This is a genomic window from Aquimarina sp. AU58 (assembly GCF_900312745.1).
Lineage (GTDB): Bacteria > Bacteroidota > Bacteroidia > Flavobacteriales > Flavobacteriaceae > Aquimarina > Aquimarina spinulae.
Map to the genome: position 1 here is coordinate 116,747 of NZ_OMPD01000008.1, position 22,861 is coordinate 139,607.

The window sequence follows — 22,861 nt, forward strand, 5'->3', positions numbered from 1 at the left end:
AACGTTGAATATTGATTTTTTGATTAATATTCATTCAGATTATAAAAAAATGAAACGGTGTTTTTAATATTGCTTTATAAATGAAATTCCCTCTCAATTGACAGGCTAACTTGTCTATTAAGAGGGAAAGGACTATCACAAATTAAAATGAGTTCTATATCTCTAATTCACATCCCAGAATATTTTGGTACTTAATTCATCTCCTCCAATATTTGAAGCAGCGTTTGTTACATTTGTACCATTAGTGTTATATTCTCTAATAGGATATTTTATTCTTCTCGGGATAGGGTTACCTTCTGAGCTATCATTTAAATTAGGGAAACCTAATCTTCTATAACTCGACCATCCTTCGAAACCTCTATTATAAAAAGCGATCCACTGTTGAGTTCCTATCTTTTGTCTATAGTTTCCAGTTGCAGTTGTGTAAGCTACATCTGCTTGCCCTAGATAGGTTGTTGCATCACCAGATGAACCTCCCCAGTACGTAATAGATGCGGTAATGGCGTTATTATAATGATTTTCTGCATCTGCCGGAGATCCTACCAAAGAACGTTCTGCAGCTTCTGCCAATAAAAATTCTACTTCTGCATAATCAAGTAACATCCCTTCTAAATCAGGTTGATGAAAAGCAGTACCAATATGGGTAAAATTATCAAATATATTAAGGTTTCCTAGTATTCCTCCTACATAAGGAGTTAGGTTATTATCAAAATAAGCAGATTGTCTTGGGTCATTAATCGGTTGCATAATATCTACTATTGCTTCTGCAACAACATAATCTTCTCTACCGCTATTTACAAGAGTTTCCCATATTGGATTTGTATTTGGTGTTGTTGATTCGTAGCTTAATGAAGCATTATCACTATTAGATGTAAACACTCCAGAATTAACTGCCTCTGTTGCTAATGTTCCTGCTTGATTAGCATCTACATCAGCAATCCTAAGTGCTAATCGCAATTTTAAGGAATTTGCAAATTTTGCCCATTTAGAGACATCTCCTTGATACATCAAATCTGAATCACCAAATGATTGTCCGGAAGCATTAAGGTTACTAATAGCAGTATTTAGCTGATTTATAATATTAGTATAAATATTCTGATCATTATCATATATCGGGTTTAAGATATTTTCATCTAAAGACAGAGCTTCTGAGTAAGGAACATCTCCAAAAAGATCTACCAAGACATGAAAGGTATATACTTTCAAAATTTCGATAATCGCTAATCTATTTTGTTTATCTATTTCAGTAAAACCGAATATTTCTTCTTCGGGAATTAATCGAGCTGCTTCATTAAGGTCACTTAGAACATCTCTATAAAGTGTATTCCAATAATTTTGTGGAAAACTCTTAAGGTCTTGAAAATTAGTTTCTGGACCTATAAAACCTGTACCCGCCCAATATTGCGCATAAAATTTCAAATGATTATCAAAAATACTTTGAGTAACCATTTGGTCAACCAAATTTCGTTGTCCATTAGTAAATAATGTTGACGAAGGAACGTCAGAAATCTGTTTATCGCTCACATTAAGATCATCTACCTTGCAGGAAAAGATCATAAACAAGCAGAATAGTATGGTTAAAATTTTACTATTTTTCATTTTTTTAGAATTTTACTTTTAGGTTAAAACCATATTCTTTAGATGTGGGATATGCAGAAGATTGAAATCCTTGTAAGTTACCTGCACTTAATCCTGCTTCTGGATCAGAATATGGGATGTTTTTGTCAATAATCCATAAGTTTCTACCAATTACAGAAACCACTACATCATTAATAGGTAGGTTATCTAATAATTTTGTTGGTAGTGAATAAGAGAATATCACTTCTCTTAATTTTACAAAAGAAGCATCATAAACATTTTGTTCATCTGTTGATCTGTAATAAATAAATGGGCTATCAAAACTATTTACCGGGGTTCTCACTGTATTAGGAGTCCCATCTTCTCTAACACCAGGAGCAATTATTCCTCCTCCATCGGCAACAGCATCTCTGATAGGATTACCTAAATCATTAAGCCCTGCGGTTTCAGGAAATATTCCCGTAGCATATCCATAGGTATGATCAAGAGAATAGATATCTCCTCCTTTTTGCATATCAATTAAGAAACTAAGCGAAGCATTTTTATATCTAAAAGTATTGTTGATTCCTCCATTCCAATCTGGAATTATGTTACCAATCACTCCATTTTCTTCGTTAGTCACGTAGTATCCGTTTTCATCAACAACTCGCTGGCCATTAAGATATTTAAAACTAGATCCTCTAATCGTACCATAAGGTTCTCCTACAGTGGCATTAATAGAAACGTCTTCTTGTAATGTTCCTGATAAACTTAAATTATCAATTCCATCCAATAGTGAAACTACTTCACTTTTGTAGGTACTCCAGTTTACATTGATATTCCATTCAAAGTTTTGGGTTTTAATTGGAGTTCCAAAAAGACTAACTTCATATCCTTTATTTTCTATTTCACCAGCATTTACAATTTTTGAATTAAATCCTGTAGAAGTAGATATATCTAATGGAAGAATTTGATCTTTACTATTTGTTTGATATGCTGTTATATCAAACCCAAATCTATTCTTAAAAAGCTTCATTTCTAATCCTGCCTCATAACTTATAACGGTTTCATTCTTAAGTGTAGGATTGTTTTTATTATTTGGCAATGAGAAAAGAGATTGTCCTGCAAAACCATTAACAAAAGTATATACGTCGTCTACAAGAAGTACACCAGCACTATTACCTACTTCGGCATAGTTCAACCTCAATTTCCCAAAATTTAACCAATCACTTGTAAAGAGGTTAGAAAAAAGAAAACTAGTCGAAATTGATGGATAATTAAATTGTCTTTTACCATCTGGTAAAGTTGATGATCGATCTATCCGGTAGGTTGCATCTAAGAATAATATATCATCATAACCAAATGATGCACTGGCATAATACCCGTTAACCCCCATACTAGACTTTCTTTCTATAGGTGGTGCTATTGGATTTACCGAATTGGATAAAGAGTAAAATCCAAAAGTATTAAGTCCTCCATTTGTTTGTGCAAAAATAGAACTTCTATTTGTTCTGGTAAGGTTCATCCCCAGAAGTCCTTTAAAATTAAGTTTTTCAGTAATATCAAAATTAAAGTTCCCTATCATGTCGTAGTTCATTTCTCTAAAAAACCCATTAAATCTATTATAATTAGATGGATTGAAACTAGAAACGTTTACTCTTTCTTCTCTTATTTCATCAAACCTATCCATAGTCACTCTTCCCAAAACATCAAACCAATCATTCACTTTATATGTTAAAGCTACATTTCCAAAGACACGATCTCTACCGTCTGTTTGATAATTTTCATATAATGTCCAATATGGATTATCCCAATATTGTGGTCTTGGCGCATAAGGATCGTCACCTGTACGTGCCGATGATCGTATATTCCAGGTAGCATTTCTTCTTAATCTAAAATACGCATCTCTCTGCTCTCTTAAGTCAACATTTGTTTGATACCATTGTCGCAATCCAGGCAAAACACTATTTTCGTCATATCCTGTTGCAAATCTACCTCGCCCACTATTTTTGGTATACGTAACCTTTGCTCTTGCTGTGACTTTATCTGTTAACTTATAACTCCCTCCAAAATCTACCGTTTGCCTTTTAATTAAACTGTTGGGTAAAATACCTGTTTGTTCTACATTGGTAAATCCTAATCTAAAATCTCCTTTGTCTGTAGCACCATCAACACTAATACTGGTTGATTGCAACAAACCTGTCTGAAAAATAGAAGTAGGATCATTTTTTGCTGCTACCCAAGGTGTAGGAGTACGATAATTAGGATTTTCTGGAAAAAACGCTCCCCATTGGTATACTGAGAGATTAGGGTCAAATCTTGGTCCCCAAGAAGCATCGCCCCCTGTATCTACAACATTATCTAAAATACCATCTCCATCTACATCTTCCTGTACAAAAGAAGCTCCATAACCTCCCCCGTATTCTTTTTGGTATCTCGCAAATGTCTTAGGATCAAATTTACTAAATGTAGTATTTGAATTAATTGTTATCCCTAACCCTTTATTTTTAGCTCCTTTTTTTGTTGTGATTATAATTACTCCGTTTCCTGCTCTAGATCCATATAATGCAGAAGCAGCAGCTCCTTTTAAAACGTTTATAGTTTCTATATCATCTGGATTAATATCTGACGCTGCATTACCATAATCATATCCTCCTCTACCCGCTGTAGAGTTTCTCGAATTGTTAATTCGATTACTAATCGGAGTACCATCAATCACAAATAAAGGTTGGTTATTACCAGTTAAAGAAGAATATCCCCTGATAATTACATTTGTTGACCCCCCGAAGTTATTATTTCTAGAAACAGTAACTCCAGCAAGTTTACCAGACAATGAATTCACAAAGTTTACACCTTTAGCTTTGCTAATATCTTCTGATTCTATTTGTTGAGTTGCATATCCCAAAGATTTTTTAGACCTACTTATACCAAGAGCTGTTACTACAATTTCATCTAGTGAAGTAGCATCTTGATACATTATCATATCGAATGTTGTCTCATCACCTACTAGTTTTTCTTCTGTTTTAAAACCCAGATAAGAAAAAACAAGTGTTTGACCTGCTTCTACCTGCAAAGAGTAATTACCATCAAAATCAGACAATGCGCCAGTTGATGTTCCTTTGACTAGAATATTTACTCCAGGAAGAGGAATCCCAGAATCCTCTGTTATTTTACCGGATACTGTTTTTTCTTGTGCAAAACTTATTGTACAAAAAATCAGCATGAGTATAACCGAAAGATTAATTTTTGTGTTCATTAGTTTGTTTTATTAAATTTTAAAATTACTTGACGGATCTTCTGGTGTTTTCCCAAGTACCTGATCCATAATTTTGTAGAAAGATTTAAGGTCTAGAAATACAACTATAATTAGCTTTTAACGTGTTATTTCTATCTGCCTTTTCTTAGCAACCTCCTTTTATAATGTCTTAGAAAGAAGGGTATGGGATTTTAGTTTTGTTTACGATTTTTGTAAAGTTTAGTTTCCAAGCTCTTATCGAAAAAAGCTTTGAGAACTGATTTGTGTCTACTTTTTTTTCCATATTATTTTAAGATTGATTATTTCGAAGCGAAATATATCTTAGAGTTATGGTATTACCATCATTTGGATTAATAAAGTATTATATATGGATATTTTAGTACTAATCTTTACATATTTTTCTTTGATTTCAACAAACCAATAAAGATTATACAATTACTAAAAACTCTAAAATTAGATGCAGATTCTTATGTATAGTAAAAGAAGAAAATACTGTTCTAAATAAAATAAACAAATACGTTTCTGAAGAATATTCTTCCATATTTAGGAGATAAGAGATACCATATCATAGCATATATACGCATAGTATAATCAAGTATTTACCCTCTATTTTGTTAAAAAACAATCCCGATTTACTTCTTGCATAAAGTAGCATGATGCAATTTTTAGATTGGCTAAAACCGTCTAAAAAAACACCAATTCAAAAGCTCTATGTATCGATAATCCTAAGAAAGCAATCTTATATTCTATACTTATCCTATAGAGATGTTATTTTTTTGACATAAAAAACACTTTATAAAATGAACATATCTTCTTTTAAAAAGAAAAAAGACTAAAAAAAACTAAAAAAGAATAAAAATCACTGAAATTAAGCGTAAAAAATGAAAACATACCCCAATACTGTAATTTTATTGCAACTAACATTTATTAGTTTTTATACAAAAAACACTAATAAAAAACACAAACTTCACAATGAAAAATTACAAAAAACACATGCTTTGGATAAGCATGTTATCAACAATGGTATTTGTATTCAAAATGAATGCACAACCTCTACATCAAACTACAAATAATGAAAATAATACCTTTTCTTCTCAAAGTAAGCAAGCCTGTATTTGGGGGAATGATTTTCTTACTCCAAGAGTAGAATTTAGAGATTTTGATGGATCAACTGTTGGATCACAAGTATTTAACCAGGTGATCCCTAATGCAGAAAACTATATGAAACAACGCTGTCTGGATGTCGCTAAAATCTTGTATCGTAATTCTGCCGATGCTCCTAAATTTAGGTTGCTAAAATTCAACTTGAAAAATGAAGATTTTGTGGCTCATAAATTTGGAGATGGTGATCAAATGACCATAGAAGTGAGCACACAACATCTGGCAAAAATCTATAGAGATTCGGGTAACAATTCCCAGGTTATAAAAGATGAAATCGATGGGATACTATTTCACGAAGTAACTCATGGCTATAATTACTCCCCTACTACAGGAGGAACATATGACGGATCTTCTCCTTTTTGGGCATATACAGAAGGTATAGCAGATGGGGTAAGGATATATGCAGGATTTCATCAAACCAGAACTCCAGATGTAAATGATTCCAGAAAATGGTTGGGTGGATATACTACAACAGGTTTTTTCCTGCAATATGTTACTCTAAAATATGACAAGAATTTTATCTATAAATTTAATAAAGCTGCAAAAGATTTAGGAAACTCGTGGTCTTTTGATAATGCTTTTAAAGATATCCTTGGAAAAGGTGTAGAAACGGTATGGAATGAATACAAAAACTATATCAATAATGGTAACACTCTTGATTACGACGGTGATTATCCATGGAACCTGGATTGCGGAGGTAGCAATGGAGATTTAACCGACATTACTAATGACGGTGGAACAGTTTCTAGTCAATATAATGATTCCCCATCTAACGAAGGTATATCAAAACTAATCGACAATACTATCAATTCGAAGTATCTAACCTTTAATGCATCTGCATGGGTACAGTATAAAGCCAGTACATCCTATATTTTATCTTCTTACACTTTATCCTCTGCAAATGATGCTCCAGAGAGAGATCCGAAAAACTGGACTTTACAAGGGTCAACAAATGGAAGTTCCTGGCAAAATATTGATCAAAGATCTAATCAAGATTTCCCAAATAGAAATCAAAAAAGAAGCTTTACTGTTAGCTCTTCTACTGCTTACAAATATTATCGATTATCGATGAGTAATAACAGTGGGACTATTCTACAATTATCTGAACTCGAATTATTTGGAAAAGAAAAAAACACACAACAACTACCGGTAGCAAGTTTTAGCGCAAGTACCACTTCTATTAAAGAAGGAGAAAGTGTATCTTTTACTAATTCTTCAACCGATGCTACTTCATATAATTGGACATTTGATGGAGGTAACCCATCTAGTAGTACACAAACTAACCCTGTAGTGAAGTATAATAGAGAAGGAACCTATTCGGTAACTCTTAAAGCAACAAACGGGGATGGATCTGATACCGAAACTAAAATTTCATTTATTAAAGTTTCTTCAAATGGAGGTGGAGGAGAAATTATTGACATCACTAATGACGGGGGAAACATTTCTGATCAACATAATGATTCTCCATCTTTTGAGGATATAACAAAACTTATTGATAATAATCCAAATTCTAAGTTTTTGACTTTTAATGCTTCTGCATGGGTACAATATAAAGCAACCAAAAGTTACACGTTATCTTCATACACAATAACTTCCGGAAACGATGCGCCAGAAAGAGACCCTAAGAGCTGGACTTTGCAAGGATCTACAAACGGAAGTTCCTGGCAAAATATTGATCAAAGATCTAATCAGAATTTCCCGAATAGAAATCAGAAAAGAAGTTTTCAGGTAAGCACTACTTCTTCTTACAACTATTATCGATTATCAATGAGAAACAATAGCGGAACTATTCTACAAGCATCTGAACTCGAATTGTTTGGAAAAGCAAGTTCTACTGATGGAGGTTCTTGCTCATGGGGGAATGATTTTCTTACTCCAAGAGTAGAATTTAGAGATTTTGATGGATCAACTGTTGGATCACAAGTATTTAACCAGGTGATCCCTAATGCAGAAAACTATATGAAACAACGCTGTCTGGATGTAGCTAAAATCTTGTATCGTAATTCTGCCGATGCTCCTAAATTTAGGTTGCTAAAATTCAACTTGAAAAATGAAGATTTTGTAGCTCATAAATTTGGAGATGGTGATCAAATGACCATAGAAGTGAGCACACAACATCTGGCAAAAATCTATAGAGATTCGGGTAACAATTCCCAGGTTATAAAAGATGAAATCGATGGGATACTATTTCACGAAGTAACTCATGGCTATAATTACTCCCCTACTACAGGAGGAACATATGACGGATCTTCTCCTTTTTGGGCATATACAGAAGGTATAGCAGATGGGGTAAGGATATATGCAGGATTTCATCAAACCAGAACTCCAGATGTAAATGATTCCAGAAAATGGTTGGGTGGATATACTACAACAGGTTTTTTCCTGCAATATGTTACTCTAAAATATGACAAGAATTTTATCTATAAATTTAATAAAGCTGCAAAAGATTTAGGAAACTCGTGGTCTTTTGATAATGCTTTTAAAGATATCCTTGGAAAAGGTGTAGAAACGGTATGGAATGAATACAAAAACTATATCAATAATGGTAATACTCTTGATTACGACGGTGATTATCCATGGAACCTGGATTGCGGAGGTAGCAATCGAAGCAATCTTCAAACAGTAGAAAACAAAAATCCTGAAGACACATTCAATTTAAAGTCATATCCTAATCCAGTAAAAGATAAATTGCTTTTTGTAAAACCACAAAACCTAAAAAACACCTCTTTACTTTTTGAAATTTATGATACCCAAGGCGCTCTAATTTTTACAGAAAAAACTTCGGGAAGTGAATTAAGCCTAGATCATTTAGAAAGTAAAATGTATTTTATAATTGTAAAACAATATGGAAAAACCATATATAGAAATAGATTTATAAAGCGATAACACCGGTTTATACTATACCATAGTTAATTAGAATTGTATAAACACCTGTCCATATTGTGCAGGTGTTTTTTATAAATAATATTCTGAAGTATGCTTAATCACCTTTAAAGAAAAAGTAGTATTCAGGACTCCGATATTATCAATTTTTGATAACTTAGAACGCATAAATTCATGATATTCTTCTAAGCTTGGCATATTTATTTTTAGTAAAAAATCTACCTGCCCTGCCATATGAAAGCACTCTTGAACTTCTTTCAAATTTTTTATTTGATTTTCAAACTTATCAATAAATGATTCTCCATGAGATTGTAGAGACACCTGGCAAAATGCTGTAATGGGCAGACCAACCATCTTCTTATTCACAATTGCAACATATTTTTCTATATACCCTTTACTTTCTAAACGTTTTATCCTCTCATATATAGGAGAAACAGTTAAGTTTAAAAGATTCGCTATTTCCTTCGCAGTTTTTTTAGAATCTCTTTGAAGGATACGCAAAATAGTTTTGTCTGTGTTGTCTAACATTTCCATATTACTTATTCAATTACACTATTCAGATAAAAATACTTTTATTTTATAATATTAAAGCTTTTTTTATTACAATTATACATTTATTCAATCTATTTAACCAAACATATTCATATTTAAGAAACAAATCATAAACCTATTTAGAAGTGAATTTTATACCAAATTAACATTTATAATACATTAAATCTGTATAAATACACATATACATTCATTTTTATTAAAATAGAAGTAGAATTTTAACACGAAAAAAAACTTAATACCACAATAATACATATCATAAAAAGACAAAAAAACTTTATAAATCAATTTTTACCATAAAAATCACTAATATTTATATCAAAATACAAATATTAGTCTTCATATTATAAATTTGAAAACAATAATCCTCTTAAACATAACGCATTGTTAATCTTTTAGAAACACCAATTGATTAAGAGTTTATTAGAGAAATCAGCAGTCAAATTATTAACTAAACCAATTTTAATATGAAGAATAAATTAGGATATCTATTTTTTGTGCTTACCTTCATGTCATTTGCCAATATGGTTACCGCCCAGGAAATTACAATTACTGGAAAAGTAACAGATAATACGGGAATGTTATTACCAGGGGTAAACATTATTATAAAAGACTCTTCTACAGGAACACAAACCGATTTTGACGGAAACTATTCATTAACAACCTCATCAGGAGATACATTGTTATTTAGTTATCTGGGAATGGAAACTCAAAGTATTATAGTATCAGATTCGGGAGTACACAACATTTCTATGCAAGAGAGTTCTAATCAACTAGAAGAAATTGTAGTTACCGGGTATTCAAAACAATCGGTAAGAAATATAACCGGATCTGTTACTGTAATCAAAGCAGAAGATCTCGCCGCCACTACTCCCATCGATATTGAGCAATCTTTACAAGGATTAGCATCTGGAGTAACAGTAGGCTCTGAAGGAGGCCCCGGAGGATCTGCAATGGTAAGAATACGAGGGTTTGGAACAATCAATAACAATGACCCTCTTTATGTAATTGATGGTACACCAACAACTACCGGAATTAACCAGTTAAATCCAGCAGATATTGAATCTATGCAGATACTAAAAGATGCATCCTCTTCTGCTATTTATGGATTTAGAGCTGCTAATGGGGTAATTCTTATCACCACCAAAGGAGGTAAGTATAATAGCAAAACTAAGTTTACATTTAACACAAGTCTAGGAATTGACAACGTTGTAAAATCTGCTTTTCCAGATTTATTATCTCCTCAGGAGACTGCAAATGTTATTTGGACCCGTTTTAATAACGATGGCTTTGCTCCTTCTCACCCTCAATATGGTAACGGAAGTACCCCTGTATTACCAAATTATCTAACCCCTGCTGGAGCAGATTCTGCAGATCTATCCACATATGACGCTCAAACTAATAAGATTACCAGAGCAAATAAACAAGGTACAGATTGGTTTGATGAATATTTTAATGATGCTTTTGTTCAAAATTATAATCTGGGATTATCCGGAGGGTCTGAAAACGCAAAATTTCATGTCGGAATGGGTGCACTAAAACAAGAAGGTGTAGCCTTACATACTTTCTACAACAGATATGTATTAAGAGCTAATTCAGAATTTAAAATAACTGATAATTTCAGAATAGGAGAATCGTTTAACCTTTCTTATTCTGACCGAGTTGGCTCTGTTGGAAATCAATCTACCGGAGGGGATATTTCTTTCTTATATAGAGCCCAGCCTATTATTCCTGTATATGATATTGCAGGTAATTATGCAGGTCCTCAAAGCCCGGGATTAGGTAATGGTATTAACCCAGTAGCCAGTGCAACCCGAAACAAAAACAACCTGCAAAGAAGCTACAGAACAATTGGTAATGCATATGCAGAGCTAGACTTTTTAAACGATTTTACTTTTAAAACTAACATAGGACTAGACTACAATAATAACAATAGCTCTTTTTATGTTTTTCTTAACCCAGAAGTTGCAGAACCAAATTCTGTTAATCGATTGATAGAAAGTAACGACTATACTATCTCTTCTACATGGTATAATACCCTTAGTTATTCTAAAAATATAGGAAACCATTCTATTAACGCCATGTTAGGAACAGAATCTAACAAAACACAAAGAAAATTCCTAAGTGCTTCAAGAACCGATTTCTTTACCGATGAGCTAGATTACAGATATTTGGATAGAGGAACCGGTTCTAGAGATAATAATGGTAGCGGAATTAAAAGTGGATATTTCTCTAGCTTCGGGAAAGTAGATTACAGCTACAACGATAAGTATTTATTATCATTTTCTCTACGAAGAGATGCTACTTCAAAATTTGCTCAAAACAAAAGATCAGATTATTTCCCTTCATATAGTGCTGCATGGAGAATATCTAGTGAAAATTTTATGAAAAACCTATCGTTTATAAATGATCTTAAAATAAAAGCTGGATACGGAGAACTAGGAAACGAAAGTATTCCTCAAGGTAGAATATTTAGCCAATATGTTAATAATGACAACAGTAATTATGATATAGGGGGAAACAATTCTAATGTTACACCCGGATATAGTTTATTCATATTTGGAAACCCGGATTTGGAGTGGGAAACAACGACAACAAAGAATATCGGAATTGATGGCGCTTTATTTGATCGAAAATTAACATTCAGCTTTGAATACTACAATGCATTAACAAAAAAATTATTAGTTCAGGATCAAGCCAATGTAACTCTTATAGGTCTTGCTCAGGCTAAATATATTAATGCAGGGTCGGTAGAAAACAAAGGGTTTGATTTTTCTTTGGGGTATAACGACCAAATTAATGAAAATCTAAAGTACCATGCTTCAATAAATGTTTCTACTTATAAAAACACAGTAAAAGAATTAGGAAACAATCCAAATTATTTCTTAGAAGGAAATTTAGCACGAGAAACCAGACCTTCTAGAACACAAGCAGGCCATCCAATTGCCTCATTTCATGGTTTTATTATTGATGGTATTATCCAGAACGACGCAGAACTTGCTGCAACCGGTGATTACTTAGGAAAAGAGATAGGAACATTTAAGTATAGAGATGTTAATAATGACGGAGTGATTAATGACGACGATAGAGATTTTATAGGAAATCCTCATCCTGATTTTACTTATAGTTTTAATTTGGGGGCAGAATACAAAAATATTGACTTTGGAATATTCTTTCAGGGAAGCCAAGGAAACGATATTTATAATTTCACTAAATTCTTTACAGATTACAACAGTTTTCCTGGAGCAAAAAGTAGAAATTATCTAAATTCCTGGAGCCCCTCTAATACAGGTGCTACTTTACCTAGACTTTCTAATAACCCTGCAGAACACTATTCTAGTGCTAGTAATTATTATATAGAGGATGGGTCATACCTTCGCCTTAAAAATGTTCAATTAGGATATAGCTTACCAGAACGATTAACATCTAAACTAAAGATTTCGAAATTAAGGTTTTTTCTACAAGCCAAAAACCTATATACCTGGACCAAATACTCTGGATTAGATCCTGAAATCAACTTACAACAATATGGTGGCGATTCTGTAAACCTGGATATCGGTATTGATAGAGGTGCATATCCCGTAGCAAGAACCTTTATACTAGGTGTTAATCTTTCTTTATAAATAAAAAACGAGGTAAAATTGAGCACAGACAAACAAATGAAGATGAAACCAATGATGATCCTATTGCTCATTCTACACAATAATCAAAAAATCAAATATAAACAGATGAAAAAAATAATCTTATTTGTATTCGTTACGTTACTAGTGATTTCTTGCGAGAAAGAACTAGACATCGAACCACAAGGATCTCTTGTTGAAGGAGTAATAGAATTTAACAAAGAATGGGTCGACCAACAACTTATCAGCGCCTATGCTATTTTGGATGGAAACCCTGGTTATTTCTGGGCACCTGCATCTAACTGGGCTCTTGGAGATGTAGCCTCTGATGACTTTCATAAAGGTTCGTCTATCGATGACCAACCTCAACTAAATGATGTTGAACGTTTTTCTTCGGGAACTACAAATATTTATATATCTAGAAAATGGGAATCTTTATTTGAAGGTATTTCCAGAGCAAATCAAACGATAGAATCAATTGCTAAAGCCATAGAAAAAGGTACTCCTGAAAAAGATTTAACCGTTCTGGGTGCAGAAGCACGTTTCCTAAGAGCACATTATCATATGGATGCAAAAAAAATATGGAGCAATATACCTTTTATGAAAGAAGGACTAACCACTACTCCATCTAATGATACCGATATCTGGCCACTAATAGAAGAAGATTTAACATATGCAATCAACAACCTTCCTGAAAGCCAGGATGATGCCGGAAGAGCCACCTCGTGGATTGCTAAAGCATACCTGGCAAAAGCACATATGTTTCAAAATGATTATGTGGCAGCCAGGCCAATTTTAGATAATATCATTAATGAAGGTCCATTTCAATTGGTTCCTAATTATCATGATAATTTTAATGCTGAAAAAGATAATAATTCAGAATCTGTATTTGCTGTTCAAAACTCTGTAAATGATGGAGGAGATGGATTTATTAATGGTAATAGAGGTAATAGATTAAACCACCCATATGCTCCTGATGCTCCTGGTGGAGGGTGCTGTGGTTTTTTTCAACCTAGCCAAAACCTGGTAAATGCATTTAAAACCGATGCTAATGGACTACCGTTATTAGATTCTTTTAATGATTCTGATATCACCAATGATCAAGGAATCACATCTGATCAACCTTTTACACCATATACCGGTAATCTAGATCCAAGATTAGACTGGACAGTAGGTAGAAGAGGTATAGAATATTTAGGTTGGGGAATTATGCCCGGATCGAGATGGACACGTGATCAATCTAACGGAGGGCCGTATGTTGGTAAGAAACATGAAATATTAAAATCCCAGGAGGGCTCAATGTCTGCTGCTGGATTGCCACAATACAATGCGATTAACACACCGTTAATAAGATATTCTGATGTATTATTATGGAGAGCAGAAGTATATGCCCAGGATGGTCAATTAACTGAAGCCATGAATCTTGTAAACAGAATAAGAGCTAGAGCTGCAAATCCAGATGGATTTGTTAAAAACCCCGATGGAACACCGGCTGCAAACTATGTAATTAATGAATATACATCGTTTCCTGATCAGGAATACGCCATTAAAGCGGTTCGTTTTGAAAGAAGATTAGAATTAGCCTCAGAAGGACATCGATTTTTTGACCTGGTACGTTGGGGGGTAGCTCCGCAGGTATTAAACAAATACATTAGTGAAGAATCTTCAAAACGTGTTTACCTTAATGGAGCAAGTTTTACCCAGGGAAAAAGCGAATACTACCCTATTCCCCTCGATGCAATAAACTCTTCTGGAGGAGCTTTAAAACAAAATTCCGGATATTAATTATAAATCAAGTTCTACTAATAGATTTGTTTCATTAGTTATTTTTTGTTTTAGATTGTAAAGACAGAATCATTCATACAGATTCTGTCTTTCACATGTTAATTCATCATACATTTTTAACACCCAATGTAATTCAACCACAAATTTCAAAATAAATGAACTATGAAATTGTTTATACTTAGAAGAATACTCCTAACCCTTATGATTGCAGGATTAGGTATCCATTGCACAAATAAAGAAGAAGTAAAAAATCCGGTAGATTATGTAGATGTTTTTATCGGAACAAAATCACCCGGACATACATTTCCTGGTCCTATGCTTCCTTTCGGGATGGTACAGTTAAGCCCTGATACCAGAAATGATCACACTAGTTGGCCTGCCTGTGCAGGATATGATTATACAGATACTTCTATTATAGGGTTTACCCATACGCACTTATCAGGAACAGGAGTTCCCGATTTAGGTGATATTTTACTCATCCCCACAACAGGAGAAGTACAATTTCGGGCAGGAACTCCAGAAAATCCAGATACCGGATATCGTTCTAGATATACTCACAAAAATGAGTTTGCCGAACCTGGGTATTATTCAGTTGTGCTGGATGATTATAATATAAAGACAGAATTAACAACCACAAAACGGGTCGGAGTACATCGATACACATATCCAGAAGCAGAAAAAACCAGTATCATTGTCGATCTAGAACATCGTGATCCGGTAATAGAAGCAACATTCGAAATCATAAGCAAAACAGAAATTGCTGGATATCGAAGATCAAAGGCATGGGCGGGTAACCAACGCCAGTACTTTGTTGCGCAATTTTCAAAACCTATCGCGTCCTATCAAATTCTTACTGGAGAAAAAACAGTAACTACCGGCATCAAATTTAGCAACAAGAAAATAATAGCAGCTCTTAATTTTGACAGTTCTGGAGATCAGGTTATTGCGAAAGTAGCATTATCTGCGGTAAGTATTGATGGTGCCAGGAAAAACCTAAAAAAAGAATTACCACATTGGAACTTTGATAAGATTAGAAAAGAAGCAAAAAAAACCTGGAATACTTCATTAAGCAAAATAGCAATATCCGATAGCAACGAAGATAAAAAAGAAATATTTTACACCGCTTTATACCACAGTCTTTTGACCCCTAATTTATATAATGACATTGATGGTCAATACCGGGGAATGGATGACAACATACATACCGCAAAAGGGTTTAACAATTATACAGTTTTCTCTCTTTGGGATACATTTAGAGGCCTGCACCCATTATTAACAATTATAGAGCCAGAGGTAACCCGGGATATTGTTGTTACCTTACAAAAAAAACACGAACAATACGGTGAAATCCCCATGTGGGAATTAGCAGCAAATGATACAAGGTGTATGATAGGATATCACGGAGTTTCGGTTATGGCAGATGCATACTTGAAAGGAATAACAGATGTGAATGCCGAAAAAGTATTAACCGCTATGATAGAAAGTTCTAATGTAAAAAAAAGAGGCATTAACTACTATACCGAATTAGGTTTTGTACCCTCAAACAAAAGCAGTCAATCCGTTTCTAAAACGTTAGAATATGCGTATGATGATTGGTGTATTGCACAAATGGCCAAAGCGTTAAACAAAACAGATATCTATGATGAATACTCTCGAAGAGCTCAATTTTTTGTTAATCTATATGATCAGCAAACAGGGTTTATGAGACCTCGATATTCTAATAGAAAGTGGTATGAAGATTTTAATCCTACATCTGTCGAAAAAACGTATAATTTTAATTTCACCGAAGGAAACTCATATCAATACAGCCTGTTTGTTCCTCATGATATAGCAAGCGTAATTGATTTAGTTGGTGGTGACACTAATTTTAATCAATGGCTAGACAACCTTTTCTCTAAAAATTTTGATGAAGAAATTAGCGAAGATTCTGATGTTTCTGGATTGCTAGGTCAATATTCTCATGGAAACGAACCCAGCCATCACCTCGCTTACTTATATAACTATGCCGGTAAGCCCTGGAAATCACAGCAAACTATTCACAAAATATTAAACGAAATGTATACTTCTGAACCTGATGGGCTCTGCGGAAATGATGATTGCGGACAAATGTCTGCATGGTATGTATTAAGTAGTTTAGGGTTTTACTCTGTTACACCGGGGGCTTCAGAATATGTTATTGGAAGTCCATCTTTTGAAAAGGCCGAAATTCATCTCGATAACGGAAAAACTTTTACAATACTGGCTCATAATGCCAGTGAAAAAAATATCCATTTTTCATCCTTGAAACTTAATGGTAAAGAATATCCTAACACATATCTAAAACACGAAGATATTCTAAAAGGAGGGGAATTAGTTTTTGAAATGACAGATATTCCCAATAAAGATTGGGGTATTGATCCATCAAACAGACCACTATCAGATACAAAAAAAACAGTACATATACCCTATCTAAAATCTGATCACACCACATTTTTAGACACCAAAACAATCGTTTTAGGTTGTGATACAGAAAATGCTAATATATATTATACAGTTGACGGTAGCGAACCCACAGAAAATAGTATACCCTACAACTCTCCTTTCGAGGTAAAAAAATCTACTGAACTAAAAGTCAAAGCTTTCAAAAATGATTTAATATCTAGTTATACAACAACATTATTTTTAGAGAAACTAGAGAGTATAGATCCAAAGAAATTAAAGACCAAACTTAAAAACGGGCTTTCATATAAATATTATGAAGGTATTTTTCGATCTGTTTACGATTTTCTACAAGAAGACCCCATACAAGAAGGAGAAGTTCAAACTATTAATATAGCATCTCGTTTGCGAGACGAATGGATAGGTTTCGAATTTGATGGGTTTATCAATATTCCTAAAAATGGTGTATACAATTTTGAAATTGCAGCAAATGATGGTGCCCAACTACTAATTGACGGCAAAGAATTGTTTGAAAGTGATGGAAGAAAATCATTTAGTTTTATTCAAAAAAACGATATCATTTTATCTAAGGGACTACATAAATTTACGATACGGTATTTTCAATGTTCAGATAATATCGGACTAAAAACATTATGGAGTGGTCCTGATTTTGAGAAAACAGAAATTGACACTTCTTATCTTTATCATATGACGGATCACAATAAAAAGAAATCTAATCCATGACTTTAGAAAAAACAGCAAAAACAAACTTAACCGTTGGCAGCATAAGTAACAACTAACAAACAAAAACATAGAATAAAAAATGATATTAGGAGTAGATATAGGAGGTAGCCATATTACTGTAGCCCGCATTGATACCAAAAACCATAAAATACCAGATTCTAATTTAATTTCAATAAAAGTAGACAGCACCGCCCAAGCAAGTGAAATTATTGATCAATGGATTTATGCTTTACAAAAGAGCATAGACGCTCTTGATAATGAGCCTCTTAAGGGAATATGCATTGCATTACCAGGCCCTTTTGACTATCATCAAGGAGTTTTTGCCTATAAAATGAAGAATAAATTCACTTCTCTTTTTGGTATAAATATTAAAGAAATAATTAGTAAACGATTAGCACTATCAGACACTATGCCACTACGATTTTATAATGACGCAGCCTGTTTTGGTATAGGAGAATTCTGGAAAGGAAAACTTAAGTCTACAGAAAAAGCACTAGCCATAACTTTAGGTACCGGTTTCGGAGCTACCTTTTTATTACATGGGCTCCCTATACTTTCTGGAGATGGTGTTCCCGAAAATGGTGAACTATACAATATTCCTTTTAAAAACGGAATAGCAGATGAGTATTTCTCTACCCGATGGTTTATCAAAAAATATAAGGAAGCAACAGGGATTACGATACGTGGAGTAAAAGATCTAATTACTGATGCTAACTCCAATCCGTATACAGATCAAATATTTAATGAATTTTCTAGAAATTTAGCCACCTTCCTGTCTCCATGGTTAAAAGAATATAATGCAGAAGCAGTTGTAATTGGAGGAAACATATCTAAAGCTTGGAATTCTTTTGCAGAGCACCTAAATACAGAACTAAAAAATCAGGGATGTACCACCAAAATATACCAAAGTGAATTAAAAGAAAAGGCTATTTTACTAGGTGGGGCACGTCTGGTTAACAATATATTTTATGAGAGTCTCTGTTTTTAGAGTTGTATAAACCGAGCATATTGGCAAAAAATTAAATTATAGTAACCAACAATATTAAAAGACAAAACAAATTATAATCTAAAAAAACACTATTTTGAAAAACAGTACAACATATAAAAGTGCTTTTATATTTTTAACTTCCTTATTCTTTTTATGGGGGTTTATAACAGTACTCGTCGATTCCCTAATCCCGAGACTTCGGGAAGTTTTTACTTTAAATTACTTTCAAGCTGGATTAGTTCAATTTGCGTTTTTTGGAGCCTATTTTTTACTATCAATCCCTTCTGGGTTTATTCTGTCTAAAATTGGATATAAAAAAGGGATTATATTAGGCCTGTTAACCTTGGCAACAGGATGTTTATTATTTTATCCTGCTGCATCGTATCGCGAATTTAGTATTTTTATGTTAGCATACTTTGTTGTGGCAAGTGGGATTACCATTCTACAAGTCGCTGCTAATCCATATGTAGCTGTATTAGGCTCTGAAGAAGGTGCTTCGAGCAGACTTAACTTGTCTCAGGCCTTTAATTCTTTAGGTACTACTATTGCTCCTGCTATTGGAGCTATGTTTATTTTAAGCGACAAAGTTAAAAACCCTCAGGAAATTGCTGCTTTAAATACCTTAGATGAAGAAAACTATTATATTTCTGAGGCCGCTGCGGTCCAATCTCCTTTCATAGGAATCGCCATATTTGTAGCCATCCTGGCCTTTATATTTATATTTATCAAACTTCCTAAGTTAATAAAAAGCAGCCCAAAAGGTGGATATATAAAAGTTTTACAAAATAAATCTTTGGTGATGGGAGCTATTGGAATATTTGTATATGTTGGTGCCGAAGTTGCGATAGGTAGTTATCTAATCAATTATTTTTTGGATATGAACCTTGCTTCTCTAATCAAGGAGAGCACATTTATGAGGAGTATTTCTGAAGGGATTTTGGGATCAGATAGCCAAACACTAGATAATAAAGCAATAGTAGGTGCTTTTGTTACTTTTTATTGGAGTGGCGCTATGATTGGTCGGTTTATAGGAGCACATCTAACCAAAATTATAAAACCTGCAAAGGTTTTAAGTTTCTTTGCCATTGGAGCCATTCTACTGATTCTAATATCTATGTCAACAGCAGGTTTTATAGCGATGTGGAGTATTCTGGCAGTAGGATTATTTAACTCTATTATGTTCCCAACTATATTTTCTTTATCTATAGAAGGATTAGATGACCTAAAACCACAAGCATCTGGTGTTTTATGTACTATGATCGTTGGTGGCGCAATAATCCCTCCCCTATTTGGATTACTTTCTGATCAAACAGGGTTTAAGACCGCACTGATCCTTGTTTTAATCTGCTATATTTATATAGTCCTTTATGGTAGAAGAAAAGCTAATGTTTAACACGTAAAAAATAAACTCTCATCACTCTATACTAAAATTTTAAAAGCTAAAACTTTTATTAAAAGTGAACATAAAAATCATATCGTAATGAAATATCTATCAATTATAATAGCAGCGATACTTTGCTTTTCTTCATGCAAGAAAGACTCTACAAGTCCTGTAGTCGAGGATTCTGTACCAAAAACTATCAAAAAGACAGGTTTTACAAAATATGTCAATCCATTTATTGGTACTAGCAAAATGGGGCATACTTATCCGGGAGCAACAGCACCATTCGGAATGGTACAGCTAAGTCCTCAAACGAATTTTGAAGTAATGTTTAATGAAGATGGTAGTTATAACAGAGAAACTTATGAATATTGTGCTGGATATCAACATAGAGACTCTACCATACTAGGTTTTTCTCACACCAATTTAAGTGGTACTGGGCACTCTGATCTAGGAGATTTTTTGGTAATGCCAACAACAGGAAATTTAGTACTCGACCCCATAAAAACAACCGATGGCTCTAAAGGATTTTATTCTACGTTCTCTCATGATCAAGAATATGCTTCGCCAGGGTATTATAGAGTAGAACTAAAGGATTATAATATTATGGCAGAACTTACCGCTACAGAACGTGTAGGGTTTCATCAATATACGTTCCCAGAAACAAAAGATGCACATATTATTTTGGATTTAGTTTATAATGTTTATCATCATGATGATAAAAACGTATGGACATTCTTACGAGTAGAAAATGATTCTTTAGTAACCGGGTATCGTCAAACCAAAGGTTGGGCAAGAACCAAAAAAGTGTTTTTTGCTATGCAGTTCTCTAAGCCTTTTAGTAGTTATGGGCACAAAAAATATGATATTGTAAAATACGATGGATTCTATCGTCGTTTTGAACAGCAGGAAAATTTTCCTGAAATGGCAGGGAAAGACATTCGAGCATATTTTAATTTTGACACCAAAACCAACGAAAAAATCAATATTAAATTTGCATTATCCTCTGTTAGCACTAACGGAGCATTAAAAAATCTGCAGTCTGAATTGCCAGGTTGGGATTTTGAGAAAACGAAACAGAAAACTGAGAATAAATGGAATAATGAATTATCAAAAATAGAAGTAAAAACAATTACCGAAGCAGACAAAACCACTTTTTATAGCGCCTTATATCACACTATGCTTAGTCCAATTATTTATGAAGATGTAGATGGTAGTTATCTTGGATTGGATCAAAACATACATACTTCCGAAAATTTTACAAACTACTCGATTTTCTCACTGTGGGATACGTATAGAGCCTTACATCCTTTGTTTAATATTACACAACCCAGTCGTAATAATGACATGATCAAATCAATGCTTGCTCATCAAGAACAAAGTGTACATCAAATGTTACCGATCTGGAGTCATTATGCTAATGAAAACTGGTGTATGATAGGCTACCACGCAACTTCTGTAATAGCAGATGCTATCGTCAAAAACGTTGGAGATTTTGACAAAAACAAAGCTCTTTCTGCATCAGTAAGCACTGCCAACGTACCATATTTTGATGGCTTAGGAGAGTATATCAAATATCAATATGTTCCCGATGACAAAAGTCACTCTTCGGTTTCTAAAACATTAGAATTAGCTTATAATGATTGGTGTATTGCACAGATTGCAAATAGTACAGGAGATAAGAAAACTACAGATCAATTTCTAAATAGATCAGAGTATTATAACAATGTATATGATCCAAAAATTGGATACATGCGTCCTAAATTATCTAATGGTAAATTCAGGGAAGAATTTGACCCTTTAGATACGCACGGGCAAGGGTTTATTGAAGGAAATGCATGGAATTATGGTTTATATGTACCTCATCAACTAGAAAAAATGGTAAAAATGATGGGAGGAAACGAACGATTTAGTCAACATCTGGATTCTTTGTTTACCATGAAATTAGAAGACAAGTATATAGAAAAGCACGAAGACATAACTCGAGACGGAATTATAGGTAATTATGTACATGGTAATGAACCAGGTCATCATATCCCTTATTTATATAACTGGACAGAGAAACCACACAAAACCCAGGAACGTGTTCGTATGATCATGAATACTATGTATGGCCCTACAGTAGATGGGTTGTGTGGTAATGATGATGCAGGGCAAATGAGTGCATGGTATATATTTAGTAGTTTAGGATTTTACCCCGTTACACCAGGATCCCCCAATTATGCAATAGGGAGTCCACTGGTTAAAGAGGCTGTACTACATCTGGAAAACGGAAAGGATCTAACAATCATAGCAAAAAACCAAAGTAAAGATAACATCTATGTAAATCAGGTTACGGTAAATGGTAGAGTAATCAATAACACTACTCTTTCGCATAATGATATTATAAATGGTGGAGAGATTATTTTTGAAATGCAAAGCACTCCAAAGACTATAGAATAACATGTATTATAAGTTTTTTATATAGTATTAAATATCTATATAATGTATACCGTATTTTGTCAAATTTTATATAAGAA

10 protein-coding genes are annotated in these 22,861 nt (G+C 33.6%); 7 read left to right on the forward strand and 3 right to left on the reverse strand.

All coding sequences use genetic code 11. The features are described 5' to 3' along the window. Positions 1-162 precede the first annotated feature (162 nt). Both DK441_RS04895 and DK441_RS04900 read right to left on the reverse strand, forming a co-directional pair. Positions 163-1,599, reverse strand: coding sequence for a SusD/RagB family nutrient-binding outer membrane lipoprotein (locus DK441_RS04895; protein ID WP_109097754.1), 1,437 nt, complete (start codon positions 1,597-1,599; stop codon positions 163-165). Positions 1,600-1,603: 4 nt separating this feature from the next. Next, on the reverse strand, positions 1,604-4,813 hold the full coding sequence (locus DK441_RS04900) for a SusC/RagA family TonB-linked outer membrane protein (RefSeq protein WP_109097755.1): 3,210 nt from the start codon (positions 4,811-4,813) through the stop codon (positions 1,604-1,606). Positions 4,814-5,785: 972 nt separating this feature from the next. Between DK441_RS04900 and DK441_RS04905 the strand changes: the two genes are divergently transcribed. Continuing rightward, complete coding sequence (locus DK441_RS04905) at positions 5,786-8,860, forward strand: basic secretory protein-like protein (RefSeq protein ID WP_109097756.1); 3,075 nt, start codon at positions 5,786-5,788, stop codon at positions 8,858-8,860. Positions 8,861-8,929: 69 nt separating this feature from the next. On the opposite strand, the gene DK441_RS04910 is transcribed toward DK441_RS04905, so the two are convergent. Beyond that, entirely contained in the window at positions 8,930-9,391 is a 462-nt protein-coding gene (locus DK441_RS04910; protein ID WP_074408818.1) for an Lrp/AsnC family transcriptional regulator, read from the reverse strand. 482 nt (positions 9,392-9,873) lie between these two features. Here DK441_RS04910 and DK441_RS04915 point away from each other — a divergent pair, with 482 nt between their 5' ends. From DK441_RS04915 to DK441_RS04940, 6 genes are all read left to right on the forward strand, one after another. Beyond that, complete coding sequence (locus DK441_RS04915) at positions 9,874-13,029, forward strand: TonB-dependent receptor (RefSeq protein ID WP_109097757.1); 3,156 nt, start codon at positions 9,874-9,876, stop codon at positions 13,027-13,029. A gap of 105 nt (positions 13,030-13,134) precedes the next feature. Continuing rightward, complete coding sequence (locus tag DK441_RS04920; RefSeq protein WP_109098017.1) at positions 13,135-14,811, forward strand: RagB/SusD family nutrient uptake outer membrane protein; 1,677 nt, start codon at positions 13,135-13,137, stop codon at positions 14,809-14,811. Between the two features lie 162 nt (positions 14,812-14,973). Continuing rightward, complete coding sequence (locus DK441_RS04925; RefSeq protein ID WP_109097758.1) at positions 14,974-17,973, forward strand: GH92 family glycosyl hydrolase; 3,000 nt, start codon at positions 14,974-14,976, stop codon at positions 17,971-17,973. A 79-nt stretch (positions 17,974-18,052) separates the two neighbouring features. Further along, the gene (locus tag DK441_RS04930) at positions 18,053-18,961 is read left to right on the forward strand and encodes an ROK family protein (protein ID WP_109097759.1); all 909 of its coding nucleotides are present in this window, start codon (positions 18,053-18,055) and stop codon (positions 18,959-18,961) included. Positions 18,962-19,055: 94 nt separating this feature from the next. After that, on the forward strand, positions 19,056-20,354 hold the full coding sequence (locus DK441_RS04935; protein WP_109097760.1) for a sugar MFS transporter: 1,299 nt from the start codon (positions 19,056-19,058) through the stop codon (positions 20,352-20,354). 87 nt (positions 20,355-20,441) lie between these two features. Next, positions 20,442-22,784 carry a GH92 family glycosyl hydrolase gene (locus DK441_RS04940; protein ID WP_109097761.1) on the forward strand — a complete coding sequence of 781 codons (2,343 nt, stop codon included), beginning with the start codon at positions 20,442-20,444 and terminating at the stop codon, positions 22,782-22,784. Positions 22,785-22,861 lie beyond the last annotated feature (77 nt).